Origin of the sequence: Brachybacterium tyrofermentans (assembly GCF_039526165.1) — a bacterium.
GTDB lineage: Bacteria > Actinomycetota > Actinomycetes > Actinomycetales > Dermabacteraceae > Brachybacterium > Brachybacterium tyrofermentans.
Genome location: NZ_BAAAIR010000007.1, coordinates 35,120 through 60,195, shown reverse-complemented (window position 1 = coordinate 60,195; position 25,076 = coordinate 35,120). Strand labels below are relative to the sequence as shown.

General features: G+C 71.3%; 20 protein-coding genes. 8 read left to right on the top strand and 12 right to left on the bottom strand.

Annotated features, from left to right (window positions below; translation table 11 throughout):
* Window position 1: 1 nt before the first annotated feature.
* Genes ABD093_RS02330 through ABD093_RS02320 form a run of 3 tightly spaced genes read right to left on the bottom strand, consistent with a single transcriptional unit; the run spans window position 2 to window position 2,955 of the window.
* Window positions 2–697, bottom strand: a complete 696-nt coding sequence (locus ABD093_RS02330) for a response regulator transcription factor (protein ID WP_319021564.1) — start codon at window positions 695–697, stop codon at window positions 2–4.
* 48 nt (window positions 698–745) lie between these two features.
* Entirely contained in the window at window positions 746–1,912 is a 1,167-nt protein-coding gene (locus ABD093_RS02325) for an adenylate/guanylate cyclase domain-containing protein (RefSeq protein ID WP_193117432.1), read from the bottom strand.
* Window positions 1,909–2,955, bottom strand: coding sequence for a biotin--[acetyl-CoA-carboxylase] ligase (locus ABD093_RS02320; protein WP_319021565.1), 1,047 nt, complete (start codon window positions 2,953–2,955; stop codon window positions 1,909–1,911). The genes ABD093_RS02325 and ABD093_RS02320 overlap by 4 nt, the downstream gene beginning before the upstream one ends.
* 237 nt (window positions 2,956–3,192) lie before the next feature.
* Here ABD093_RS02320 and ABD093_RS02315 point away from each other — a divergent pair, with 237 nt between their 5' ends.
* The 5 genes from ABD093_RS02315 (at window position 3,193) to ABD093_RS02295 (ending at window position 9,387) form a co-directional block, all read left to right on the top strand.
* Window positions 3,193–4,782, top strand: coding sequence for an acyl-CoA carboxylase subunit beta (locus ABD093_RS02315; protein ID WP_193117433.1), 1,590 nt, complete (start codon window positions 3,193–3,195; stop codon window positions 4,780–4,782).
* Between the two features lie 2 nt (window positions 4,783–4,784).
* Complete coding sequence (locus ABD093_RS02310) at window positions 4,785–5,024, top strand: hypothetical protein (protein ID WP_193117482.1); 240 nt, start codon at window positions 4,785–4,787, stop codon at window positions 5,022–5,024.
* Between the two features lie 74 nt (window positions 5,025–5,098).
* Window positions 5,099–6,778, top strand: coding sequence for a DUF885 domain-containing protein (locus tag ABD093_RS02305; protein WP_193117434.1), 1,680 nt, complete (start codon window positions 5,099–5,101; stop codon window positions 6,776–6,778).
* The gene (locus ABD093_RS02300; RefSeq protein ID WP_193117435.1) at window positions 6,775–7,554 is read left to right on the top strand and encodes a Maf family protein; all 780 of its coding nucleotides are present in this window, start codon (window positions 6,775–6,777) and stop codon (window positions 7,552–7,554) included. Before ABD093_RS02305 ends, ABD093_RS02300 begins: the two co-directional genes overlap by 4 nt.
* A 54-nt stretch (window positions 7,555–7,608) precedes the next feature.
* Window positions 7,609–9,387 carry an acetyl/propionyl/methylcrotonyl-CoA carboxylase subunit alpha gene (locus ABD093_RS02295; RefSeq protein ID WP_226850026.1) on the top strand — a complete coding sequence of 593 codons (1,779 nt, stop codon included), beginning with the start codon at window positions 7,609–7,611 and terminating at the stop codon, window positions 9,385–9,387.
* Between the two features lie 11 nt (window positions 9,388–9,398).
* On the opposite strand, the gene ABD093_RS02290 is transcribed toward ABD093_RS02295, so the two are convergent.
* The gene (locus ABD093_RS02290; RefSeq protein WP_193117436.1) at window positions 9,399–10,877 is read right to left on the bottom strand and encodes an NAD(P)H-quinone dehydrogenase; all 1,479 of its coding nucleotides are present in this window, start codon (window positions 10,875–10,877) and stop codon (window positions 9,399–9,401) included.
* A gap of 79 nt (window positions 10,878–10,956) precedes the next feature.
* On the opposite strand from ABD093_RS02290, the gene ABD093_RS02285 reads away from it, so the two are divergent.
* Both ABD093_RS02285 and ABD093_RS02280 read left to right on the top strand, forming a co-directional pair.
* The gene (locus ABD093_RS02285) at window positions 10,957–11,829 is read left to right on the top strand and encodes a purine-nucleoside phosphorylase (protein WP_343922177.1); all 873 of its coding nucleotides are present in this window, start codon (window positions 10,957–10,959) and stop codon (window positions 11,827–11,829) included.
* Window positions 11,829–13,547 carry a phospho-sugar mutase gene (locus tag ABD093_RS02280; RefSeq protein WP_193117438.1) on the top strand — a complete coding sequence of 573 codons (1,719 nt, stop codon included), beginning with the start codon at window positions 11,829–11,831 and terminating at the stop codon, window positions 13,545–13,547. The genes ABD093_RS02285 and ABD093_RS02280 overlap by 1 nt, the downstream gene beginning before the upstream one ends.
* A 149-nt stretch (window positions 13,548–13,696) precedes the next feature.
* Here the strand turns inward: ABD093_RS02280 and deoC are convergent, their stop codons facing one another.
* On the bottom strand, window positions 13,697–14,362 hold the full coding sequence (gene deoC, locus ABD093_RS02275) for a deoxyribose-phosphate aldolase (RefSeq protein ID WP_193117439.1): 666 nt from the start codon (window positions 14,360–14,362) through the stop codon (window positions 13,697–13,699).
* Window positions 14,363–14,468: 106 nt separating this feature from the next.
* Between deoC and ABD093_RS02270 the strand changes: the two genes are divergently transcribed.
* Window positions 14,469–15,530 (top strand): NUDIX domain-containing protein, encoded by a 1,062-nt coding sequence (locus ABD093_RS02270; protein WP_319021566.1) that lies wholly within the window; start codon window positions 14,469–14,471, stop codon window positions 15,528–15,530.
* Between the two features lie 106 nt (window positions 15,531–15,636).
* Here ABD093_RS02270 and ABD093_RS02265 read toward each other — a convergent pair whose 3' ends face one another.
* From ABD093_RS02265 to ABD093_RS02235, 7 genes are all read right to left on the bottom strand, one after another.
* Window positions 15,637–16,965: a thymidine phosphorylase gene (locus tag ABD093_RS02265; RefSeq protein WP_193117440.1), complete on the bottom strand. Its 1,329-nt coding sequence runs from the start codon at window positions 16,963–16,965 to the stop codon at window positions 15,637–15,639.
* A 184-nt stretch (window positions 16,966–17,149) separates the two neighbouring features.
* Window positions 17,150–17,623 (bottom strand): cytidine deaminase, encoded by a 474-nt coding sequence (locus tag ABD093_RS02260; protein ID WP_343922173.1) that lies wholly within the window; start codon window positions 17,621–17,623, stop codon window positions 17,150–17,152.
* Window positions 17,624–17,726: 103 nt separating this feature from the next.
* The gene (locus ABD093_RS02255) at window positions 17,727–19,064 is read right to left on the bottom strand and encodes an ABC transporter permease (protein WP_193117442.1); all 1,338 of its coding nucleotides are present in this window, start codon (window positions 19,062–19,064) and stop codon (window positions 17,727–17,729) included.
* Window positions 19,061–20,722 carry an ABC transporter permease gene (locus ABD093_RS02250; protein ID WP_193117443.1) on the bottom strand — a complete coding sequence of 554 codons (1,662 nt, stop codon included), beginning with the start codon at window positions 20,720–20,722 and terminating at the stop codon, window positions 19,061–19,063. The genes ABD093_RS02255 and ABD093_RS02250 overlap by 4 nt, the downstream gene beginning before the upstream one ends.
* Window positions 20,719–22,290, bottom strand: coding sequence for an ABC transporter ATP-binding protein (locus tag ABD093_RS02245; RefSeq protein ID WP_193117444.1), 1,572 nt, complete (start codon window positions 22,288–22,290; stop codon window positions 20,719–20,721). The genes ABD093_RS02250 and ABD093_RS02245 overlap by 4 nt, the downstream gene beginning before the upstream one ends.
* Window positions 22,291–22,391: 101 nt before the next feature.
* A complete protein-coding gene (locus tag ABD093_RS02240; protein WP_193117445.1) occupies window positions 22,392–23,507 on the bottom strand; it encodes a BMP family lipoprotein in 1,116 nt (371 codons plus the stop codon).
* A 305-nt stretch (window positions 23,508–23,812) separates the two neighbouring features.
* Window positions 23,813–25,054, bottom strand: coding sequence for an amidohydrolase (locus ABD093_RS02235; protein ID WP_193117446.1), 1,242 nt, complete (start codon window positions 25,052–25,054; stop codon window positions 23,813–23,815).
* Window positions 25,055–25,076 lie beyond the last annotated feature (22 nt).

The following is a 25,076-nucleotide window of genomic DNA, read 5'->3' as shown; positions in this document are numbered from 1 at the left end:
GTCAGTTCTCCGCGCCGGTCTCGAAACGGAAACCGACACCCCTCACGGTGGTGATGCGACGCGGGTTCGTGGCGTCGTCGCCGAGCTTCCGGCGCAGCCACGAGATGTGCATGTCCAAGGTCTTCGTGGAGCCCCACCATTCAGCGCCCCAGACCTCGCGCATGAGGTCGTCGCGGGTGACGACGCTGCCCGACTCGCGCACCAGCACGGTCAGCAGGTCATACTCCTTGGCAGAGAGGCTCAGCTCCTCGCCGTCGACGTAGGCGCGGCGGGCCGAGACGTCCAGGGAGACTCCGTTGACGTCGAAGGCGTCGCCGGATTCCTCCACCGCCTGCGAGCGCCGCATGAGGGCCCGGATGCGGGCCTGCAGCTCCCCGAGGCGGAACGGCTTGGTGACGTAGTCGTCGGCTCCGGCATCGAGTCCCACCACGGCGTCGACCTCGTCGGCCCGTGCGGTGAGGATCAGGATCGGCGATTCGAGCCCGCCCTTGCGCAGGCGCCGAGCCACCTCGAGGCCGTCCAGATCGGGCAGCCCGAGATCCAGGATGACCATGTCGATCGGGTCGGGCCCGGCGGCGATCGCGAGCGCGTCCATGCCCCGCGATGCCCGCGTGACGGTGTAGCCCTCCCGGTCCAGTGCCCGGGAGAGTGGTTCAGCGATGGCCGAGTCGTCCTCGACGAGAAGCAGTCGTGTCACGAGTTCCATCCTACGTCGCGATGGGTGGCGGGCCGGTCGGCCCTCTCCTCACAGTCCCAGATCGAGCGGCGCCGAACGGTCACGGCGCATCTCCTGCACCCTCACCGATCCGATGCCGTGCAGATCCACGTCCTCACCCTCCGAGATGCTGAAGCCGCCCGGCAGTGCGAGGCCGATGGCGGCGGCGGTCTCGGAGTCGACCATCACGGAGCCGGGGCGGGCCACGGATTCCATGCGGGCGGCGAGATTGACCTTGGGACCGAAGACATCACCGTACCGGGAGAACATGGAACCCCAGGACAGACCCACCCGCACCGGAGGGAGGCCCTGGTCGGAGCAGATGTTCTCGGCGAGGCTGACGGCGATCTGCGCGCCGTCCTCGGGAGTGTCCGCCAGGAACATGATCTCGTCACCGACCGTCTTCACCACGCGACCCCCGCCCACGGAGATGATGTCGCGGCCCACGGCTTCGAACCGCCCGACCACGTCGGCGAGCTCGGCGCCGGAGAGGTCCTGGGCGAGGCGGGTGAACTGGACCAGGTCGGCGAAGCCGACGGCGCGCTGCAGCGGGAACAGCTCATCGGTGTCCTGGTGGAGCACCTCGGAGCCGGCCCGGGCCGCATAGGCCGCCAGCTGCCTGCGGAACGCGAACATGACCTGCGATTCGAGGGTCTCGAGAAGTTCGGGGACGGAGTCGAGCATCTGCTGGCGGGCGTCCGCGTCGTCCGCGCCGTCGGCATGCTTCGCCTCGTCGACAAGTGCCTCGGTGATCCACATGGCGAGCCGTCCCATGTGGAAGCCCAGGCCACGGGTGATGCTCGCGAAGGCCCGCTCGGAGAGCACGCCGTCCTCGACGATGGCCGCGAGGTCGCCGATGGAGTAGGCATCCTCCTCGGTGAACACGACCGTGTCCTCGTCCACCGGGGTGAAGCCGAGCGAGCGCCAGTAGACCGAGGTCAGGCGCTCGGGAATGTCCTGCTGCTGGGCCAGGTCGCGCCGCGAGTACTTCCGCGGACCCTGCAGCAGCACCTTCTCGAGGGCGCCGACGCTGCGTCGCACCTCGGCGAAGCGCCGGTTCAGCTCCAGGATCTCGCGATCGTCGAGAGGGGTCTGCACGAGGTCGGGCGACTCCTCCAGCGGCACACCGGACTGCCCGGCCGGGGGATTCCCGTCCGCGGACGTCGTGCGCTCCAGGTCTTCGGTACCGCCGGTCACGTGCTGTGATCCTCCTGTTCGACGCCGCGATCGGCGTCTCTCGTCAGCCGAGCGGGTCCGCCCGGCCTCACATGCTTCACATCGCCGACGTCGACGGCCACCGGCCCCTCGGCGAGAGGATCGACCGGGTCGACCATCAATCTGCCACGGTCGTCGATCGCCACGGCGGTTCCGACCAGCGCCGGGAGCGGCGCACCGTGCGCACCCCCACCACCCAGCGGATCGACCCGCACCAGCTGCCCAATTGTGAGGCACGTCATAGTGTAACGGTGCGCAGAGCCTGCCGTCACCGCGTCCCCGCCCATGGACTCCAGGGCCGCCAGCTCCGCCCCGAGGGACAGGACGATCGCCGTCGCGATCCGGTCCCCCAGCTCCTCGTTCTGCTCCGGGCGCTGCGTGCCGCCAGGGGGTGATGCCGCGACGGGAGCTGCCGCGGCGGGCACCGAATCGCCTGGCGCCGACTCGGCGCCGTCCCGGATCCCGGCCTCGCCGAGCAGCCAGGCCGCTCCGGGCACGACGGTGCCGTCGCCGTCGCGCACGGGTCCGTGGAGATTGATCCCGATTCCGATCAGCACCCCGTGCGCTCCTCGGCCTTCGACGAGGATCCCGCCGAGCTTGCGGCCGTCCGCCGTCTGCAGGTCGTTGGGCCATTTGAGGCCGATCCGGACCCCGCTCGCCCCGGCGACCTCATCCACCGCGGAGACTGCGGCCAGGCCGGCCACGAGCGGCATCCAGGTGCGCTGCGAGGGCGCGAGCCGGGTGGAATGGGCATAGGTGAGGTAGACGTTGCCGCCGTCGGGGCTGACGAACCGTCGGCCCAGCCGACCGCGACCGGCCTGCTGCCGCCGCGCGGTGACCGCGAAGGGAGCCTGCTCGCCGGCGTCGAGCCGCCTCGCGGCCTCGTCCTGCGTGGAGCTGACCTCGCCCGACCGGTGGATCGGCGGAGACTGCAGGCCCGCCGGGAGCCGGGCGGCCGACGGGGAGGATGGGGCGGAGCCCGCCAGGGGGTGCGTCGCGACAGCGGGCCGGGGGTCGATATCCACCGTGTCCGCTGGGTCCGCTGAGTCTGCACGGCCCCCTGAGTCACCTGAGCCCTCTGGGTCGTCTGGCACGCGTGGTCTCCCTCCTGGGGCCGATGTCCGATGCCGCTGTGCCGTCCGCGACGGGACATGTCACTCCATGCCGGGTCAGGTCGGCCCTCGTCGGCATGTCGTAGCGTAGTATCCCGGTGTTCATCTCCCCGTATTCTTGGCGGCCTGACGGCCGTCGCAGGAGGCTCCGTGACCGACGCCCCGCGGCCGCTCACCACCGCTCAGCGACTTGACGACCTTCGCGAGCGCGACGCCGCGGCGGTCTCCGCAGCGGACGAGATCGCCGTCCAGAAGCAGCATGCGCGTGGGAAGAAGACTGCTCGCGAGCGCATCACCGACCTCCTCGACGACGGCTCCTTCGTGGAGACCGATCGCTTCGTGAAGCACCAGGCACGCAGCTTCGGCATCGACAGCAAGCGGCCCGCCGGCGACGGCCTCGTCACCGGGCACGGCACGATCGACGGCCGCCAGGTGTGCATCTACTCCCAGGACTTCACGGTCTTCGGCGGCTCCCTCGGCGAGGCCCACGGCCGCAAGATCCAGAAGATCCAGGATCTCGCGCTGAGCACCGGCGTGCCGATCATCGGGATCCTCGACGGCGGCGGCGCCCGCATCCAGGAGGGCGTGGCCTCGCTGGCCATGTTCGCCGGGATCTTCAAGCGCAACACCCGCGCCTCGGGCGTCATCCCCCAGATCTCCCTGATCATGGGCCCGGCCGCCGGCGGCGCCGTCTACTCCCCCGCGCTGACGGACATCATCGTGATGGTCGAGAAGACCTCCCACATGTTCATCACCGGCCCGGACGTGATCCGCACCGTGACCGGCGAGGACGTCGGCTTCGAGGAGCTCGGCGGCGCCCGCACGCATTCGACCCGCTCCGGGGTGGCCCATTACATGGCCCCCGACGAGGGCGAGGCCATCGAGTACGTCAAGGACCTGCTGAGCTACCTGCCGGCGAACACGCTGAGCCCGGCGCCGTCCTTCCCGGTGCTCCTCGAGGAGGGCCGGACGCCGCAGGACACGGCGCTGGACACTCTCGTACCGGACTCCCCGAACCAGCCCTACGACATGCTCACGGTGCTGCGCACGGTCCTGGACGATGAGGAGTTCCTCGAGGTCCAGCCGCTGTTCGCCCGCAACATCCTGGTGGGCTTCGGCCGGGTCGAGGGCCACAGCGTCGGCATCATCGCCAATCAGCCCTCCCATCTCGCGGGCACCCTCGACATCGACGCCTCCGAGAAGGCGGCCCGGTTCGTGCGGCTGTGCGACGCCAACAACATCCCGGTCCTGACCTTCGTGGACGTCCCCGGCTTCCTGCCCGGCACCGACCAGGAGTTCGGCGGCATCATCCGTCGCGGCGCCAAGCTGCTGTACGCCTACGCCGAGGCGACCGTGCCGCTGGTCACCGTCATCACCCGCAAGGCCTACGGCGGCGCCTACATCGTCATGGGCTCCAAGGAGCTCGGCGCGGACATCAACCTCGCCTGGCCCACCGCGCAGATCGCGGTGATGGGCTCCCAGGGCGCGGTCAACATCCTGCACCGCGGGGACCTGCGCCAGGTCGCCGAGCAGGGTGGGGACGTCGCGGCCGAGCGCAGCAGGTTCGAGGCCGAGTACGAGGAGCAGTTCGCGACCCCGTACACCGCGGCGGAGCGCGGCTGGATCGACGGCGTGATCCAGCCGGCCGATACCCGCATCGAGGTGGCCCGGGCGCTGCGCGCGCTGCGCACCAAGCGGGACACCCTGCCCACCAAGAAGCACGGGAACATCCCGCTGTGAGCATGCCGCACACCGACGTCAAGCTCGTCCAGGGCCGCCTCGCGGCGGACGAGCTCGCCGCGATCGCCGTGGTGGTCTCGACGATGAGCGTCACCAGCCGCCTGGAGGCCGACGAGCGCGCCCTCGCGGAGGGTCGCGGCGGCGGGCCCAGCGCCTGGAACGGCCCCGTGCACAGCCATCCCCGGGCGCATGCCCTGCGCGGGCACGCCTCCCCCACGGCCTGGCAGTTCGCCGACCGCTGAGCGCGCAGCTCACCGAGCGTCGAGCGCCGTGCCGGGACCGGCCCAGCACCTCGTGCGGCACTAGACTCGCGGACATGCCCGAGACCCCCTCACCCCAGCCCGCGCGCACGGCGTCCGCCCTGGACCGCCTCGCCGACGACTACGTCGATCTCAGCGTCCGCCTGGATCCGTTCCTGGCCACCGAGCTCGGCATCGCCGGGCACGACACCGAGGTCACCGACTACTCCCCCGGGGCCGTGTCGGAGCGGACCGAGGCGGCGCGCGGCCTGCTGGCGAGCCTCGCGAGGGTCCCGGATAAGGACGCCACTGACGCGGTCACCCGCGCCGCCCTGACCGAGCGCCTCGGCCTCGAGATCGAGCGCGCCGAGCGGCGCCTGGACATCGCCACCGTCAACAACCTCGCCTCCCCGCTGCAGTCCCGCGATGTGCTCGATCAGATGCCCACCGACACCGCCGAGGACTGGCAGGTGATCGCCCAGCGTCTAGACGCGATGCCCCGATCCCTGTCCAGCTGGGCGCAGTCGCTCCGAGAGGCGGCGGACCACGGCGTGGTCTCGGCTCGCCGCCAGCTCCTGCTCGGCGCGGAGCAGGCCCGCGGCTTCGCCGCGAAGGACGGCTTCTTCGCCGAGTTCGCCGCGCAGGCCCAGGGGGACGACGCCCAGCGCACCCGGGTCGCCGAGGCTGCGCGCACCGCGGCCGACGGCTATCTCGCGCTCGCCGAGGAGCTGACCGCCCTGGTCCCGCACGCCCCGGAGGCCGACGCGGTGGGCCGCGACGCCTACCTGCTGTCCTCGCGCACCTTCCTGGGCACCGAGATCGATCTCGACGAGACCTACGCCTGGGGCATCGAGGGGCTCCGCTCGGTGGTCGCCGAGCAGGAGGAGGTCGCCCGCCGGATCAACGACCGCCACGGCAACGGCGGCGGGAGCTCGGTCGAGGCGGCGAAGGCGAGCCTGAACAGCGATCCGGCCCGGATCCTGCACGGCACCGAGGCGCTTCGCAGCTGGATGCAGGACCTCAGCGATCGCGCCATCGAGGAGCTCGCCGGCACCCACTTCGACATCCCCGATCCGCTGCGGCGCCTGGAGTGCCGCATCGCCCGCACCGGGTCCGGCGGCATCTACTACACCGGCCCCAGCGAGGACCTCACCCGGCCCGGCCGCATGTGGTGGGACGTCCCGGCGTCCACCACCGAGTTCCACACCTGGCTGGAGACCACCACGGTCTACCACGAGGGCGTCCCCGGCCATCATCTGCAGGTCGGCACCCAGACCATGCAGGCCTCCACCCTGAACCGCTGGCGCGCGATGATGTGCTGGGTCTCGGGGCACGGCGAGGGCTGGGCCCTGTACGCCGAGCGCCTGATGGACCAGCTCGGATACCTCTCCGACGACGGGGACCGGCTCGGCATGCTCGACGCGCAGCGCCTGCGAGCCGGTCGCGTCGTGCTCGACATCGGTCTCCACGTCGGCCTGTCGATGCCGGAGGATCTCGCCGGATCCGCCGGCGGCGACTGGACCTACGACACGGCCTGGGACTTCATGAGCGCCCATTGGGGAGTCACCGAGGCGGAGCAGCGTTTCGAGCTGAACCGCTACCTGGGCTGGCCCGGACAGGCGCCGTCCTACAAGATCGGCCAGCGGGTCTGGGAGCAGCTGCGCGCGCAGTCCGCCCTGCCCGCCCGCGATTTCCACCGTCAGGCCCTCGAGCTGGGGAGCCTGCCGCTGTCCGTCCTCGAAGGAGCCCTGTCATGACGACCCCGGATCAGACCACCCCAGAGCAGGCGTCCCCGGAGCAGTTGACCCCCGACCATGATCCGTTGCTCCTGCTCGCCTCCGCCTCGGCCGGGCGCCGCGCCACGCTGCGCGCCGCCCGGATCGAGCACGGCACCCTGCCTGTGGACCTCGACGAGGAGGCGATCCTCGAGGCCGCGCGTGAGCGGGCCGCCGCGACCGGGGAGCCGGAGGACGCGCTGACCCCGGCGGACGAGGTGCTGCTGCTGGCCCGTGAGAAGGCCGTGGCGGCGACCTCCCGCAGCGATGGCGGCTATGTGGTGCTCGGCTGCGACTCGATGCTCGAGCTCGACGGCGAGGTCATCGGCAAGCCGCGCACGGCCGAGCGGGCCACCGCCCGCTGGCAGGCGATGCGCGGGCGCACCGGCATCCTGCACTCCGGTCACTGGCTGGTCGACGACCGCGATGAGGAGGACGGCGGCACCGGGGCCACCTTCGGCGCCACGGCGAGCTGCGAGGTCACCTTCGCCCAGCTGTCCGACGAGGAGATCGAGGCGTACGTCGCCACCGGCGAACCGCTCGGCGTGGCCGGCGGATTCACGATCGACGGCCTGGGCGGCCCCTTCCTCGAGGGCGTCTCCGGGGACCCCCATGCGGTGGTCGGGCTGTCCCTGCCGCTGCTGCGCCGTCTGCTCGCGGAGATCGGGATCGGCATCCACGAGCTGTGGGACTCCGCACTGCCCGCACCGGCGACGGCCGATTCACCAGGCACCACGCCCCGCCCTGCGTCCGCCTGAGCGCTCTCGGTACTAGACTCGGCCACTGCTGACTCCCGGAAGGAACCCTCCCCCATGCCCGCACGCTCTTCCAAGCCCCGCCCGCTGTCCACGGTGCTGATCGCCAACCGTGGAGAGATCGCGGTGCGGATCGCGCGGGCCTGCCGGGACGCCGGGCTGCGCACCGTCGCCGTGTACGCCGACCCCGATCGCGACGCCCTGCACACGCAGATCGCCGATGAGGCCTACGCCCTCGGCGGCACCACCGCCGCGAGCTCCTACCTGGTCGTCGACAAGATCCTGGACATCGCGAAGCGCTCCGGCGCCGACGCCATCCACCCCGGCTACGGCTTCCTCTCCGAGCGCTCCGACTTCGCCCAGGCCGTCACCGACGCCGGGCTCACCTGGATCGGGCCGCCGCCGTCGGCCATCGAGAAGCTCGGCGACAAGGTCTCGGCACGTCACATCGCCCAGAAGGCCGGCGCTCCGCTGGTGGCCGGCACCAAGGACCCCGTCCAGAACTCCGACGAGGTCGTCGACTTCGCGCGGGAGCACGGCCTGCCGATCGCCATCAAGGCGGCCTTCGGCGGCGGCGGCCGCGGCCTGAAGGTCGCCCGCGAGGAGTCCGAGGTGCGCGAGCTGTTCGACTCCGCGGTGCGCGAGGCGGTCTCCGCCTTCGGTCGCGGCGAGTGCTTCGTGGAGCGCTACCTCGACTCGCCCCGGCACGTCGAGACCCAGTGCCTGGCCGACATGCACGGCAACGTCCAGGTGGTCTCCACCCGTGACTGCTCGCTCCAGCGCCGCCACCAGAAGCTCGTCGAGGAGGCGCCCGCCCCCTTCCTCACCGCCCAGCAGAACGCGCAGCTGGTGTCATCCTCCAAGGCGATCCTGCGCGAGGCCGGATATGTCGGCGCCGGCACCTGCGAGTTCCTGGTGGGGATCGACGGCACCATCTCGTTCCTCGAGGTCAACACCCGTCTCCAGGTCGAGCACACGGTCACCGAGGAGGTCGCCGGCGTGGACCTGGTGCGCGAGCAGCTGCGCATCGCCGCCGGCGGCACCATCAGCTCCGAGGATCCGACGTCGCGCGGACACTCCTTCGAGTTCCGCATCAACGGCGAGGACCCGGGCCGCGGCTTCATGCCCGCACCAGGGCGCATCCACCGGTACGAGATGCCCTCCGGCCCTGGCGTGCGCGTCGACACCGGCGTGCGCGCGGGTGACGAGATCTCCGGCGCCTTCGACTCGATGCTCGCCAAGCTCATCGTCACCGGCGCCACGCGCCAGGAGGCGCTCGAGCGCTCCCGTCGGGCCCTCGCCGAGTTCCACGTCGAGGGGATCCCCACGGTGATGCCCTTCCACCGCGCGGTCGTCGAGGATCCTGCCTTCGCGCCGCAGGACCCGGAGGAGCCGTTCACGGTCCACACCCGCTGGATCGAGACCGAGTTCCACAACGAGCTGCCCGCGGCCCCGCTGCCGTCGCAGCCCGAGGAGGCGGAGGACCGCGAGGCCGTCGTGGTCGAGGTCGACGGTCGCCGGGTCGAGATCAGCCTCCCCGCCTCGCTGCGTGCGCCGCAGGCCGCCGTGCGCTCGCGCCGCAAGCGCCAGCACAAGTCCGTCGGCGAGTCCGCGGCCAACGGCAACTCGGTCACAGCCCCCATGCAGGGGACCATCGTGAAGGTGGTCGCCGAAGAGGGCCAGAGCGTCTCTGACGGGGACCTCCTCGTCGTGCTCGAGGCCATGAAGATGGAGCAGCCCATCACCGCGCACCGCTCCGGGGTCATCAAAAGCCTCGGCGCCGAGATCGGGGCGACCGTCTCCGCGGGCGCCGTGCTCTGCTCCATCGAGGACTGACGGGCGACGCCTTAGTCCGTGCCAGCCTGGCTCGCCCGTCGCGCCACCTCGGCCAGGGACCCCGTGAGCGAGGGGTACACCGTGAACGTCCCGGAGACCTGCTCCGCGGTGAGCCGGTGGGCGACCGCGAGCGTGTACGGCAGGATCAGCTCGCTCGCCCGTGGGGCCACCACCACGGCCCCCATCACGGTGTGCGACCCGGAGCGCACGATCAGCTTCACGAAGCCCTCGCTCAGTCCCTGCATCTTGGCGCGCGGGTTCGTGTCCAGGCCCAGCACGAGCACCTCGCCGGCGAGGACCCCGTCGGCGACGTCCTGCTCGCTCACGCCCACCACCGCGATCTCCGGGCTGGTGAAGATCGCTGAGGACACCTGCGTGGAGATCAGCGGGGAGACCGCATCGCCCAGGGCGTGATGCATGGCGATGCGTCCCTGCATCGCGGCCACCGAGGCGAGCGGGTACACCCCGGTGCAGTCGCCGGCGGCGTAGATGCCCCGCACGCTGGTGCGGGAGACGCGGTCGGTGTCGATATGGCCGCTGTCCTTCACGCGCACCCCGGCCTGCTCGAGGCCGAGCTCGCCCGTCCAGGGGATTCCGCCGAGTGCCATCAGCACGTGGCTGCCGGCGATCTCCTCCCCCGAGGTGAGCGTGACCACCACCCCGTTCTCGGTGCGGTGCGCGGACGCGGCACGGGTTCGTGAGCGCACGGTGACACCGCGGCGGGCGAAGGCGTCCTCGAGCACGTCGGCGGCGTCCCCGTCGGTGCCGGGCAGCACCTTCTCCCGGGAGGAGACCAGGGTGACCTCGCTGCCGAGGGCGCGATAGGCGCTCGCGAACTCGGCGCCGGTGACCCCGGAGCCGACGACGATCAGGTGCTCGGGCAGCTCCTCGAGGGTGTACAGCTGGGTCCAGTTCAGGATCCGCTCGCCGTCGCAGGGGGCGGAGTCCAGCTCGCGGGGACGGGCACCGACGGCGAGCAGGATCACGTCCGCCTCGCAGGCGGGCTCGAGCACCGCGGCGTCCTCCCCCGCGCCGTCCCGGATCTCGACGGTGGCCGGTCCCAGCAGCCGGCCGCGGCCCTCGATCACGCGGACCCCGGCCTCGCGCAGGGAGATGCGGACGTCCTCGGACTGCGCGGTCGCGAGCCGCTGGACGCGAGCGTTCACCGCCGCGAGGTCCACGGTCAGGGCCCCGGTCCCCGGGGCGGAGCCGTCGTCGGCCTGGCGGATGCCGAGCTCCTGGGAGGTGGCCACCTGGTCGAGCACGTCGGCGGTGGCGATGAGGGTCTTGGAGGGGACCACATCGGTGATCACTGCGGCCCCGCCGAGCCCACGGTCCTCGATGAGCACCGTATCGGCGCCGTGCCGGGCGGCGGTGAGCGCGGCCTCGTAGCCGCCCGGTCCGCCGCCGATGATCACGACCCGCGTGCGGTCACCGGAACGGGTCACTCGATGGGGGTCGGACGGAAGGGCAGTGCTGGGATCGCTCACGTCTCCATTGTGTCTCAGAAGGCTCGACAGGGGCCCGGTTCCGGTGTTGTGCGGGGCGTGGCTGCGTTACCTTCGATCCATGACTGAAACCGCCTCTGACCCGTACCTGCTCGCCCGCGACGCCGCTGCCGCGATCGCCGAGGCCAGCGGGGTGGCCTCCCATGATCTCGCCCTGGTCCTGGGGTCCGGCTGGGCCGGTGCCGCGGACCTGCTCGGGGAGACCGTGTGGCAGGCCGACGCCACCACCATCCCGGGCTTCCGCCCGCCGGCCGTCGCCGGCCACATCGGGACACTCCGCTCGATCCGTGTCGAGGGCAGCGATGCCCGTGCACTGGTGCTCGGTGCCCGCACCCACTTCTACGAAGGGGCCGGGGTCGGCGTCGTGGTGCACGGCGTGCGCACCGCCGCGGCCACGGGGGCCCGCACGATGGTGCTGACCAACGGCTGCGGCGGCATCGACCCGTCCTGGACCCCGGGCACTCCGGTGCTGATCAGCGACCAGATCAACTTCACGGGTGCCACTCCCCTGTCCGGAGCGAACTTCGTGGACCTCACTGATCTGTACACCCCGGCGCTGCGCGACATCGCCCGGGAGGTCGATTCCTCGCTCGACGAGGGCGTCTACATGCAGTTCCAGGGGCCGACGTACGAGACCCCCGCCGAGGTGCAGATGGCCCGGACCATCGGAGCGCACCTGGTGGGCATGTCCACCGCGCTCGAGGCGATCGCCGCCCGCGAGGCCGGGATGGACGTGCTCGGGATCTCCCTGGTCACGAACCTCGCCGCGGGCATCAGCGCCCAGGCGCTCAGCCACGAGGAGGTGCTCGAGGCGGGGCGGGACGCCGGTCCGCGGATCTCGGCGCTGCTCGCCGAGACGGTCCGTCGCATCACCGGGGGCGCACCGTCCTCGGCCGCTTCCACCTCCACCTCCACCTCCGGGGAGCAGTCGTGATGACCGCGCTGGACCAGGCCCTGCGCAGGCGCTCCGAGGCCTGGCTCGCGGACGATCCCGATCCGGCCACGCGCTCCGCTCTCAGCTCGCTGCTCGAGCAGGCCGTCTCCGGCGGAGAGGCCGCGATCGACGAGATCGCCGATGCCTTCTCCGGTGACCTCGAGTTCGGCACGGCCGGTCTGCGGGGCCGGATGGGTCCCGGCCCGAACCGGATGAACCTCGCGGTGGTCTCCCGCGCCGCCCGTGGTCTCGCCGACCATCTTCTGGGCGATCTCGAGCTCGCGGCGCCCCTGGTGGTGATCGGGTACGACGCCCGCTACAACTCGCAGGACTTCGCGCTGCGCTCCGCCGCGATCATGACGGCGGCCGGCTGCCGCGTGCAGCTGCTGGAGCGCTTCGGCCCCACACCGCTGGTCGCCTTCGGCGTGCGCCAGCTGGGCGCCGACGCGGGCATCGTGGTCACGGCGAGCCACAACCCGCCGGCCGACAACGGCTACAAGGTGTATCTCGGAGGCCGGGCCCAGGAGTCCGACGGACAGGGCGTCCAGATCGTGCCACCCTCGGACGGGCAGATCGCCGCTCGCATCGCCGCCGTCGGCCCCGTGCTGGACATCCCGGTGGCCGACGCCGGCTGGGAGCTGCTGGGGGAGCAGCTGCGCGAGGACTATCTCGCGGCTATCTGCGCCCTTCCCGATCTCCAGGGGCCCCGCGACGTGCGGATCGTGCACACGGCGATGCATGGCGTGGGCACCGAGACGGCGCTCGCGGCGCTGCACCGCAGCGGCTTCGCCGAGGTGCACACGGTCGCCAAGCAGGCCGACCCTGATCCGGACTTCCCCACGGTCGCCTTCCCCAACCCCGAGGAGCCCGGAGCGATCGATCTGGCGCTCGAGCTGGCCCGCACGGTCGAGGCCGACGTCGTGATCGCGAACGACCCCGACGCCGATCGCTGTGCCGCAGCCGTGCTCGACCCGCATCTGGGCGACTGGCGGATGCTCACCGGTGACGAGCTGGGAGTTCTGCTCGGCGACCATCTGATCCGTCGGCACGGCTATCGCGGGGCCTTCGCCCGCTCGATCGTCTCCAGCCGCTGGCTGGGAAAGATCGCCGAGGCCGTCGGGGTGGACTCCCCCACCACGCTGACGGGCTTCAAGTGGATCGCCCGTGCCCCCGGCATCGTCTTCGGCTACGAGGAGGCGATCGGCTACTGCGTGCTGCCCGAGGTGGTGCGGGACAAGGACGGCCTCTCCGCAGGGCTGATGGTCGCGGAGATGGCGGCTCTCGCGAAGGCGGAGGGCACCACGCTGATCGGCCGGCTCGATGAGCTCGCCGCGGCGCACGGTCTGTTCGCCACCTCGCAGCTGTCCATCCGGGTGGAGGACCTCGCGCAGATCCCCGCCATGATGCAGCAGCTGCGCTCCGCCCCGCCCACCGCGCTGCTGGGCTCCGAGGTGGTCACCACCCAGGACCTGTCCCAGGGCTCGGTCGAGTCGACGGGCCTGCCGCCCACCGAGGGGATGCTGCTGCTCAGCGCCGAGGACACCCGCGTGGTGGTGCGCCCCTCGGGCACCGAGCCGAAGCTCAAGTGCTATCTGGAGGTCGTCCAGGACGTTCCCGCGGGAACGTCCGCGCCGGAGATGGCAACGATCCGCCAGCATGCCGGCGAGCGCCTGGCGCAGCTGAAGGACGAGCTGCGCGGGGTGCTCGGTCAGGCCTGAGGGCGCTCGCGCAGGTCTGAGGGCACAGACTCGGCACCGAGGTCGCCTCCGGAGCGCTCCTGACGCTGAGCGCTCCGGGGACGAGACCTGACGGGGAGCCTGTCCGCACTGCGCTGACGGGCTCCCCGGGGCACTCGGGCTCCCGGAGATCAGTACCCGGTGCCGGTGCCGCCGTCGAGGATGGCCTTCGAGGAGGACAGGCCCAGGCGGCTCGCACCGGCGGCGACCATCGCCTCGGCTGCCTCGCGGGTTCGGATACCGCCGGAGGCCTTCACGCCGAGTCGGTCGCCCACGGTGGCGCGCATCAGCTGCACGGCGTGCTCGCTCGCGCCCCCGGCGGGGTGGAAGCCCGTGGAGGTCTTCACGAAGTCGGCGCCGGCGCGCTCCGCGGCCTCGCACACGCCGACGATCTGCTCGTCCTCCAGCGCGGCGGATTCGATGATCACCTTCAGCACGACGGGCGTCGGAGCGGCGTCGCGCACGGCGCGGATCTCGGCCTCGACGGCGGCGAAGTCCCCGGAGCGGGCGAGGCCCACGTTGAGGACCATGTCGACCTCGTCGGCGCCCTTGGCCACGGAGTCCGCGGCCTCGGCGGCCTTGATCGCCGGGGCGTGCTGGCCGGACGGGAAGCCACACACGGTGGCGACCTTGACCGTGGTCTCCACGGGCAGCATCGACGGGGAGACGCAGATCGAGTAGGTGCCGAGCTGCTCGGCCTCGCGGGCGAGCGCGTCGACATCCGCGCGGGTCGCCTCGGGCTTCAGGAGGGTGTGATCGATGAGGGGTGCGAGCTGTGCGCGATCGAGAGTGGTCATAGGGAGATCTTCCCATGAGCGACGCTCTGAGGAGGCCATCACAGGTGCGCCCCGATGCCCGTGAGGCCGCCCTCCGCGCTCCCCCGAGCGCCTAGAATCGGCGGTCGTGACCACTGCTCCCGCCCCCTCCCGCGCGCCCCGCCGCATCGTCCTGCTCGCCGGCCCGTCAGGGAGCGGCAAGGGTGTCATGTCACGACGATCCGGGCTTCCGGTCCTGGGGCTCGACGACTTCTATCGCGAGCACGACGATCCCGGCCTCCCCCGCCGCTTCGGCATCGTCGACTGGGACGATCCCGCCTCATGGAACGCCGGCGCCGCTCTCGAGGCGCTGACGGCTCTCGCCCATGACGGCGCCGCCGAAGTCCCGGAGTACTCGATCTCCGCCTCGCGCCGCACCGGGACCACGCAGGTCGTGGCCGGGGACGCGCCGCTGATCATCGCCGAGGGAATCTTCGCCGCCGAGCTGATCGCCCCGCTCGCGGCGGCCGGCCTCCTGGCCGACGCCATCGTGCTGCACCGCCCCACCCCCGTCGTGTTCGCTCTGCGGCTCGTGAGGGATCTGCGCCAGAACCGCAAGCCTCCCCTGACCCTGCTGCGCCGGGGATGGGGCCTGGCTCGGGACCAGCGCGCCGATCTCGAGGGCTGGAGCCGAGCCGGGATGCGTCCCGAAGGACTGCACGCCGGGACCCGCTGGCTGCATCGGCTCACCGGCGTCGCGGACTGCGAGCAGCGGCACGCGCACGCCGCACGCGCCGGGGACGTCCTGCGGATCACGGCGGTGTGCTTCCTGCGCGAGGGGACGCACGGCACCGAGGTGCTGGCGGTGCGCAAGCGCGGCACCGGCTCCTATATGCAGGTCGGCGGCAAGCTCGAGGCCGACGAGAGCGCTCAGGAGGCGGCGATCCGCGAGGTCGCCGAGGAGATCGGCGTGACGCTGGCTCCCGAGGACCTCGCGCCGCTGGGCGACTTCGAGGCGGTCGCCGCGAACGAGCCGAACACGATGGTGTGCTCGACGGTGTTCATCTGTCGCACGCCGCTGCCGGAGCCGATCATCGTGCAGGCCGAGCTCGCCGATCACCGCTGGGTGCAGATCGGCGAGCCCGGCACCGGCGCCCGGCTGGCGCCGCTCATGGTCGAGCACATCCTGCCGGCGCTGCGGGCGCTGTAGGCCCCGGGACCCAGGGCTCAGGATCCAGGACCCGGGCCCAGTTCCCGGCGCTCAGCACTCAGCACTCAGCACTCAGCACTCAGGCAATGCGGTCAGACGGATGCGGTCAGGCGATGCGGTCCATCACGATCTTCCGCGCGCGGACCGTGGTGCCGGGGGCGGCGAGGGTCCAGGACCCGTCGATCGACTCGAGCGCCCGGGGCATCCGCTCCGGGGTGTCGGTGTGCAGGCGGGCCAGGACGTCGCCGGCCTTCACCTCGTCGCCGATGTGCGCTTCGATCTCCACGCCGGCGGCGGCCTGCACGGCCTCCCCCGGGCGGGAGCGGCCGGCCCCCAGACGCCAGGCGGCCACGCCCACGCCCATCGCGTCGAGACCGGTGACGACACCGTCCTCGGTGGCCCGGAGATCCTCGACGTGCTTCGCGACCGGCAGCGGGGCGTCGACGTCCCCGCCCTGGGCGGAGATCATCGCGCGCCAGGAGTCCATCGCCCGACCGTCGGCCAGTGCGGCCTCCACGTCGGCATCGTGCACCCCGGCCGCATCCAGCATCTCGCGGGCCAGTGCGCAGGTGAGCTCCACGATGTCCGCCGGGCCGCCGCCGGCGAGCACCTCGAGGGATTCGCGCACCTCGAGGCCGTTGCCCGCGGTGCGTCCCAGCGGTGCGGACATGTCGGTCAGCAGCGCGACGGTGTGCACCCCGGCGTCGGTGCCGAGCTCCACCATGGTGCGGGCGAGCTCGCGCGCATCCGCCTCGTCCTTCATGAAGGCACCGGCTCCGGTCTTCACGTCCAGAGTCAGCGCGGCTGTGCCCTCGGCGATCTTCTTGGACATGATGGAGCTGGCGATCAGCGGGATCGCCTCGACGGTCCCGGTGATGTCGCGCAGGGCGTAGAGCTTCTTGTCGGCCGGGGCGAGGCCCGAGCCGGCGGCGCAGATCACGGCGCCGGCGCTCTCGAGCTGAGCCATCATCTCGGCGTTGCTGAGGTCCGCGCGCCACCCGGGGATCGCCTCGAGCTTGTCGAGCGTGCCGCCGGTGTGGCCCAGCCCGCGCCCGGACAGCTGCGGCACGGCCACCCCGAAGCTCGCCACCAGGGGCGCCAGCGGCAGGGTGATCTTGTCGCCCACGCCGCCGGTGGAGTGCTTGTCCGTCGTCGGCTTCGAGAGCGCCTGGAAGTCCATCCGCTCGCCGCTGGCGATCATCGCGTTAGTCCAGCGGGCGATCTCCGACCGCTCCATCCCGCGCAGGAAGATCGCCATCGCGAGCGCCGCCATCTGCTGCTCGGCGACCACGCCGCGGGTGTAGGCGTCGATCACCCAGTCGATCTGGCCGTCGGCGAGCGCCTGGCCGTCGCGCTTGGTGCGGATGACGTCGACGACGTCGAAGGGCTCGACGGCGGGAGAGGTTCCGGTCGAGCCGGCAGATGCAGTGGTCATGGAAGGTCTCCTGGAATCGCGGGGAGGTCGGATCGTCGTGTCGTAGTGGTCTGTGAGGTCAGGTCCCGGCGGGGTTCTGCTGGGTCTCGCTGGGACCTGCTGGGTCTCGCCGGGTTCTGCTGGGTGCTGGGCTGGAATCGGTTCTGGCCGGCGCTGCCTCCTGCTGACGCGTGCTGCCGCCGGCTCACACCTGGAGGTCGGAGGGGCCGAAGGCCTGGGGCAGCACCTGCGCCATGGTCCGCGGACCCTCGGGGGTGAGGACCACGAGATCCTCGGCGGCGTGCTCGGACAGCAGCTGGCGACAGCGCCCGCAGGGCATCACCACGGCGCGCTCCTCGCGGGAGAGGTGCTCGTCCCCGCCCACGCAGACGAAGCGCGAGAGCCGCCCGCCGCCCCCGGCGACGAGCTCGCTGATCATGCCGCACTCGGCGCAGAGGGTGACGCCGTAGCCGGCGTTCTCCACGTTGCAGCCCCGCACCAGGCGACCATCGGTCGTCAGGCCCGCCGCGCCCACCCGGAAGCGGGAGTACGGCGCGTAGGCGTTCTCAGCGACCTCTCGGGCCGCGGCGAGCAGCTCCGTGAAGTCGACGTCACCGTCCACCTCGACGTCGTGTTCGGTCCCGGCGGGATCGGTGCCTGCGGTCTGTGAGGTGCTCATAGGTCGATGGTCCCACTGCTCGCCGAAGTTCTCATGGCGCGACGTCCTCACTGCGTGACGTCCTCACTGAAGCTCCCACTGAAGTTCCCACTGTGCGACGACCTCACTGCTTGACGTACGGGACGCCGTTGGCCGCCGGGACCCGCACCCGGCCCACGACGCCGGCGACGGCGAACAGCGCCACGACGTACGGGAGCATGAGGAGGAAGTCGCCCGGGATGGAGACGCCCCCTTCCGCGGCGGACATCGTCCCCAGACGCAGCTGCAGGGAATCCGCGAAGGCGAAGGTGAGCGCGGCCAGCAGAGCGCCCACGGGGTGGTATCGGCCCAGGATCATCGCGGCGAGGGCGATGTACCCCTTGCCGGCGGACATCTCCTCGCCGAAGGCGACCCCGGTGCCGATGGTGAGCGTGGCGCCGCCGAGTCCGGCGACGGCGGAGCCGAGCATCACGTTGATCCACCGGGTGCGGTTCACGGGGATGCCGACGGTGTCCGCGGCGCGCGGGTGCTCGCCCACGGCGCGCACGCGCAGGCCCCAGCGGGTGCGGAACAGAGCGATCGTGAGGCCGGCGACGATGATCCACATCAGGTACACGAGGATGTTCTGCTCGAACAGCACGCGGCCGATCACGGGGATGTCCGCCAGGACCGGGATGCGCAGGGTCGGCAGGCGCAGGGGCGAGTTGAACTGACCCGGGTTCTGCCGCATCACGGTGCCGAAGAAGAACGAGGTGACGCCGATGGCGAGCACGTTCAGCACCACGCCCACGATGATCTGCTGCACCCGGTAGCCGACGGCGAACATGGCCAGCAGGGCACCCATCACGAGGGCCATGATCGGTGCGGCGATCAGACCCACCCAGGCGCTTCCGGCGAGGGAGCCCACGAGCGCCGCGCCGAACGCCCCGAAGAGCAGCTGCCCCTCGATCGCGATGTTGATGACTCCCGCACGCTCGGAGAGCACACCGGACAGGGCGCCGAAGGCAAGGGGGACCGCAAGGGCGAGCGTGCCCTGGAGGAGAGTGGCCACGTCCAGTGCGCGCTCGGAGATCACCCAGGTCATGAAGGCGAGGATCCAGCTCACGGCGAAGACGGCGATGAGGCCGAGGCGTGCGGCGGGCCGGGGACGGGCCGCGCGGGCGTGGAGCACCCACAGCGCCGCCGATGCCGCCAGCGCGATCACGGCCAGGGCCACGGCCCCGCCGATCGAGGGCACGGTGATCCGCTCCGGGATCAGACCGAGGGGGTTGAGGTCGCCCTCACGGGCCAGGGCGAAGGACGACTCCGCGCCGGGGACCCCGCGCAGGCCGAAGAACACCAGCGCGATGAGGCCGAGCACGGTGGTGGTGAGCGGGAGGTGCCACCAGCTGTCGGGGCGCTCGTCGGTGACCTTCTTCTGGACCTCGGAGTCGTCCGGGGCCACGGTGGGCGTGGCGGTCATCGCTGATCTCCCGTCGCGTCGGTGGGATCTTCGACGTCACCGGCGGGAGGTGCTGTCCGCGGCGAGGAGTCGGAGGAGGGGGCATCGGGAGATGGGGCACTGGGGTCTCGGTGAGCTCCTTCGTGACGTCCCGCCGGGTCCGGTGAGCGACCGGGCGATCCCTCCGGTGTGCTGCCCGGCGGGAGATCACCGGCCGCACTCGTGCCGGGATCCGCCGACGACGCCGAGGGCGGGGACGTCGTCGAGGTCGACATCGAGTCCGAGATCGACGTCGAGTCTGAGTTCGACGCCGAGGTCGACGTGCTGCCGGCCATCGTCCGTCGGGCGGTGCGCCCCCGGGCTCCGGTGGAGGGGTGGTCGACACGGCGCAGGCCGATGAGGGTGCGCACGAGGGGCGGTGCCGCGATGAACAGCACCACGAGGACCTGGATGACCTGCACGAGGTCCAGCGGGACGCCCTGGCTGCTCTCCATGAAGCGGCCACCGGTGGACAGACCGGCGAACAGCAGCCCGGCCAGGACCACACCGACCGGGCCGGAGCGCCCGAGCAGAGCGACCGTGATGGCATCGAAGCCGATGCTGCCGGCGACGCCCTCGGTGAGTCGCTTCTCGGTGCCCAGCACGTGCACGGCGCCGGCGAGGCCGACGAGGCCACCGGCCACGGTCAGCACCAGGAAGGCGGTGCGGGACGGGGAGATGCCGGCGACCCGCGACGCGCGAGGGTTCGAGCCGACGGCCCGGAACTGGAAGCCGAGCGTGGAGCGGCTCATCAGCCACCACAGCAGCACGGCGGCGCCGGCGGCGAGGAACAGTCCGGCGTGCAGCCGGAAGCCGGAGCCGAGCAGCTGCGGGAGGACGGCAGAGTCGGAGATCGAGGGTGAGGTCGGCTGGGACTGGTTGGCCCCGGTGAAGGCCGCGGTCTTCAGTGCGAAGAACAGCAGATAGGTGGCGATCCAGTTCAGCATGATCGTGCTGATGACCTCGTTGGCGCCGAAGCGCGCCTTGAGGAAGCCGGCGATGCCGCCCCAGACCGCGCCGGCGAGCAGGCCGCCGAGCAGGGCGATCAGCAGGTGCACGACGATGGGCAGATCCCAGGTGAAGCCGATGTATCCGGCGGCCATCGCGCCCACGATGAGCTGGCCGGTGCCGCCGATGTTGAACAGCCCGGCGCGGAAGCTGACCGCCATGCCGGCGGCCGCGATGATCAGCGGCGTGGCGACGGTCAGGGTCTCGGTGAGCGGCCGCAGGCCGGCGGCGAGCGCGGGGAGGAGGACGTAGGTTCCGCTCCCGCCCGCTGCGCGGAGGTCATCGGCGACCCGGGAGTATCCGACGCCGTCGAACACCGCCCCGCGGAACATGGCCCCGTACGCCTGGGTCACCGACTGCCAGATCGCGGTGAAGGCGTCGGACGGGCGATCCAGGAAGTAGCTGAACGTCTCCCGCACCTCCGTGTCGGCGATGACGATGAGCACGGATCCGATGAGGAAGGCGAAGATGAAGCTCATGACCACCACGAGCAGGTCCCCGCGGGCGATCTTCTGCAGGGTCCCGCGGAGGCGGTCCTCGGCCTGCTGCTCGGGGGGCGGCGGCGCGTCGTTGCTCCCGGCCCCTACCCCCGGGGCGGAGCTGGTGTTCTCGGGGTCGACGACGGCGGTCATACGATCTCTCCTTCGTCGGCGAGCTGCGAGTCGGTGGTGCGCGCACCGGCGGCGACGGCCTCACGGGCGGCGTCGACCGTGTAGCCGGCCATCATCAGGCCGAGCACGTCGCGGTCCTCGTCCCCGGGGACGATCCCGAGGATCTGGCCGCGGTACATCACGGCGATGCGGTCCGCCAGCTGGGTGACCTCGTCCAGCTCGGTGGAGACGATGATGACGGGGGTGCCCTTGTCACGCTCGTCGAGGATCCGGCGGTGGAGGAACTCGATCGAGCCGACGTCGACGCCGCGCGTGGGCTGGGAGGCGATCAGCAGGGCGAGCTCGCGGTGCAGGGCGCGGGCCATCACGACCTTCTGCTGGTTGCCTCCGGACAGCGCGGAGACGGCGGAGTCGGCGGACTGGGTGCGCACGTCGAACTCGGGGATCAGGCGCTCCGCGTTCTCCCGCACGGCCCGCAGGGACATGGCGACTGCGCTGCCGAAGGGCCGGCGGTCGTGCTGGTCCAGCACGAGGTTCTCGGCGACCGAGAAGTCCGGGATCAGGGCGTCATGGGTGCGGTCCTCGGGGACGAAGCCGACCCCGGCATCGAGCACCTGCTTGGTGCTGCGGCCCACGAGCTCGCGGCCCTCCAGGGTCGCCGAGCCGTGCACGGTGTCCTCGAGCCCCAGGAGTGCCTCGGCGAGCTCCGTCTGCCCATTGCCCTGGACACCGGCGATGGCGAGCACCTCGCCATGGCGGACGTCGAAGGTGACGCCGTCCAGGGTGCGCACGCCGGCGCTGTCCGTCACCCGCAGATCGGTGACCTGCAGGGCGATCTCGCCCGGGGTCGCCTCGATCTTGTCCTGGGCGAGGGAGACCTGACGGCCGACCATGAGGGAGGCGAGCTCCGCCTGGTCCGCGGAGGGGTCCGCCTCGCCGACGACCTTGCCGCGGCGGATCACGGTGATGCGGTCGGAGACCGCCTTGACCTCACGAAGCTTGTGGGTGATGAAGACGATCGAGGTGCCCTCGTCCCGCAGCTGGCGCATGATCGCCATCAGCTCGTCCGTCTCCTGCGGGGTCAGCACGGCGGTGGGCTCGTCCAGCACGAGCACCTCGGCCCGACGGCTGAGAGCCTTGATGATCTCGACGCGCTGCTGTGCGCCGACGGGGAGGTTCTCGACGAGGGCGTCGGGATCGATCTCGAAGCCGAACCGCGCGGAGATCTCACGCACGAGCGTGCGGGCCGCACCCAGGTCGAGCAGGCCGCCCTTGGTCGGCTCGTGGCCGAGCACCATGTTCTCGGCCACCGTGAAGACGGGGACCAGCATGAAGTGCTGGTGGACCATCCCGATGCCGGCCGCCATGGCGTCACCGGGATCGGAGAAGGAGACGGGCTTCCCGTCGATGACGATCTGGCCGCCGTCGGGTCGGTACAGCCCGTACAGCACGTTCATCAGGGTGGACTTCCCGGCGCCGTTCTCCCCCAGCAGGGAGTGGATCTCCCCGGGTTCGACGACCAGGTCGATCGCGTCATTGGCCACGAAGGACCCGAAGGTCTTCGTGATCCCGCGCAGTTCGAGCTTCACATCTCTCGCTTCCGTCGGCGACGGCCGAGATCATCGGCCGAGCGATCAGGAGGAGGCGGTCCCGGCCCGGGTGGGGCCGGGACCGCCGTTCTCCGGAGGGGTCAGGCAGCCTTGGGCGAGGCCTCGGACTCGACAGTCACCGTGCCGTCGATGATGTCCTGCTTGAGGGTCTCGAGCTCGGCGGAGAGCTCCTCGGGGACGTCGTCCTCGAACTCATGGAACGGGGCCAGGCCCACGCCGCCGTTCTCGAGGGTGCCCACGTACGAGGTCGCGTCGAACTTGCCGTCGGCAGAGGTGGTGATGACGTCCTCGACCGCGGTGTCCATCTCCTTCATCACGGAGGTGAGGATGACGTCCTGGGCGTCCTTGTCGCTCGCGTTCGTCTCGAAGCCGTCGGAGTCGACCCAGATCACGGTGCGATCCTCGCCCTCCTTGGCGGAGGCGAGGGTGCCTGCACCGACCGGTCCGGCGACCGGCATGATGATGTCCGCGCCGGCGTTGTAGAACTCGTCGGAGACGGCCTTGCCCTTGGACTGGTCGTCGAAGGAGCCCACGATGGAGCCCTTCTGGGTCTCCTTGTTCCAGCCGAGGACCTCGACGTCGGTGCCCTTGGACTCGTTGTGGTAGGCGACGCCATCGGCGTAGCCGTCCATGAAGATCGTGACGGTCGGAAGATCCATGCCGCCGTAGGTGGCGACCTTCCCGGTCTCGGTCATGCCCGCGGCGAGGTAGCCGGCCAGGAACGCGGCCTCAGCCGTGTTGAACTCGAGCGGCTTGACGTTGTCGAGCTCGACCGGGTTGCCGTCGGCGTCCTGTGCGGTGGAGTCGACGATCGCGAAGTCGGTGTCCGCGTTGGCCTCGGCGGCGGCGCCGGTGGCCGGGGCCAGCAGGAAGCCGACCGTGACGATCAGGTCGCAGCCCTGCGTGACCATGTTGTTGATGTTCGGGGCGAAATCGGAGTCAGTGGTGGATTCCGCCTCAGCCTGGTCGATGCCGAGGTTCTCGACAGCGGCCTTGAGACCGTTGTGGCTCGACTCGTTGAAGGACTTGTCGTCCCAGCCGCCCGAGTCCGAGACCATGCAGGCCTTGTAGTCGCTCGAGGCGCCGCCGGCATCGCTGCCGCCGCTGCCGCCGCCCTCCTCGGGCGCTGTGCCGCACGATGCGAGGGTGAGGACGCCGGCCCCGGTGAGGGCGAGCGCACGCGTAATGCTCTTCATGGGGGTTCCTCCGCTGGAGAGTCGGGGCCGATCGGGCCCCGGTAGGTCTCGGGCGACAGCATTGTCGCGTTCCGCCTCGGACCATAGCCGTGCGCGGAGGCTCCAGGAGGCCCTCATCGACGCTGAGTATGAACCGTTATGAAATCGACGCGGATGCCACGCCCTGCTGAACGAACGGTGACAACGCGGAGAGTCCGTCGACCGGAAGAGCACGCGACCGGACGATCAGCGGGTCGGGACCCCAACGGGCTGGCAGGTCAGCGGTCCGACCCTCGATGGGGCCGCACCGATGACGGGTCGACAGATCAGCTGACGGCGAGGTCCCGCTGCACGCACGCGCTCGCGAGCACCGAGGCACCGATGCCGATGGCGCGCTCGTCGATCATCAGGTCCCCCATGTGGAGGTCGTACGTGCGCCCGCCCGGGGTCCTGGTCCCCAGACGCGCCAGAGCACCGGGAACCTTCTCGAGATACCAGGCGAAATCCTCCCCGCCCAGGGACTGCGCGGTGGGATCGAGGTTCTCGTGGCCCAGCACGCTGGTGACGGCGGCCGTGAGCACATCGACGCTGGTGGTCGAGTTGGAGACCGGCGGCACTCCACGAGCATGGTCCACCCGGGCCTCGACGCCCCAGGGACGCACGAGGTCCGCGAGGACCGACTCCAGCAGCTCCTCGGCCCTGTCCCAGGCGTCGTGGTCCAGGCACCGCAGAGTTCCTTCGAGGGTGCCGTTGCTGGGGATCGCGTTGAACGCGGACCCTGCATGGATGCTCCCCCAGGTGAGGTTCACCCCGGAGCGAGGATCCATCCGGCGGGTCAGTGCCGCGGGGAGCTGGGTCGCGATCGAGCCGAGCGCGTACACGAGGTCCTGGGTCAGGTGCGGACGCGAGGTGTGGCCGCCCGCTCCGCGCACGTGGATCGACACCGGGTCGGTGGCCGAGGTGATCGGCCCGGACTTGAGCCCGATGTGGCCGACGTCCACGCCCGGGTCGCAGTGCAGCGCGAGGATCGAGTCGACACCGTCCACGACGCCCTGGCCGATGAGGTCCAGCGCCCCGCAGGGATGCATCTCCTCCGACGGCTGGAACACCAGGCGCACCCCGCGCCGCAGCGCACCGGCGTCGGCGACGCGCACGAGGGCCGTCGCCGCGCCGAGCACGGCACTCATGTGCACGTCATGGCCACAGGCGTGGGAGACGCCCTCGACCGTGGAGCGGTAGGACACGGTGGACAGCTCCGGGATGCCGAGGGCGTCCATGTCCGCGCGCAGGGCGATCGGCGCGAGATCCGGTTCGCTGCCGGGGATGTCGCAGATCGCCCCGGTGCTCGCGAGCCGCTGCGGGGACAGCCCGAGCGCGGAGAGCCGGTCCACGACGTAGTCGGTCGTGGCGTGCTCCTCGTGAGAGAGCTCGGGATGACGGTGGAGGTGACGGCGCACGTCGCGCAGCTCGTCGGCCTTCTCGGCGATCGTGCGCGCGATGAGACCCTCGGGTCCCAGCATCGACCGCTGCTCCGCGGTTCCCAGCAGGACCTGCTGCGGCTGCTCCACCTGTCCACTCCCTCGTGCCACT

Bases quoted from the DNA above. Each gene is read 5' to 3' on its own strand.
- ABD093_RS02310 (WP_193117482.1), top strand. From the start codon at position 4,785: ATGCCGCACACCGACGTCAAGCTCGTCCAGGGCCGCCTCGCGGCGGAC.
- ABD093_RS02305 (WP_193117434.1), top strand. From the start codon at position 5,099: ATGCCCGAGACCCCCTCACCCCAGCCCGCGCGCACGGCGTCCGCCCTG.
- ABD093_RS02300 (WP_193117435.1), top strand. From the start codon at position 6,775: ATGACGACCCCGGATCAGACCACCCCAGAGCAGGCGTCCCCGGAGCAG.
- ABD093_RS02295 (WP_226850026.1), top strand. From the start codon at position 7,609: ATGCCCGCACGCTCTTCCAAGCCCCGCCCGCTGTCCACGGTGCTGATC.
- ABD093_RS02285 (WP_343922177.1), top strand. From the start codon at position 10,957: ATGACTGAAACCGCCTCTGACCCGTACCTGCTCGCCCGCGACGCCGCT.
- ABD093_RS02280 (WP_193117438.1), top strand. From the start codon at position 11,829: ATGACCGCGCTGGACCAGGCCCTGCGCAGGCGCTCCGAGGCCTGGCTC.
- deoC (WP_193117439.1), bottom strand. From the start codon at position 14,362: ATGACCACTCTCGATCGCGCACAGCTCGCACCCCTCATCGATCACACC.
- ABD093_RS02265 (WP_193117440.1), bottom strand. From the start codon at position 16,965: ATGACCACTGCATCTGCCGGCTCGACCGGAACCTCTCCCGCCGTCGAG.
- ABD093_RS02260 (WP_343922173.1), bottom strand. From the start codon at position 17,623: ATGAGCACCTCACAGACCGCAGGCACCGATCCCGCCGGGACCGAACAC.
- ABD093_RS02255 (WP_193117442.1), bottom strand. From the start codon at position 19,064: ATGACCGCCACGCCCACCGTGGCCCCGGACGACTCCGAGGTCCAGAAG.
- ABD093_RS02250 (WP_193117443.1), bottom strand. From the start codon at position 20,722: ATGACCGCCGTCGTCGACCCCGAGAACACCAGCTCCGCCCCGGGGGTA.
- ABD093_RS02240 (WP_193117445.1), bottom strand. From the start codon at position 23,507: ATGAAGAGCATTACGCGTGCGCTCGCCCTCACCGGGGCCGGCGTCCTC.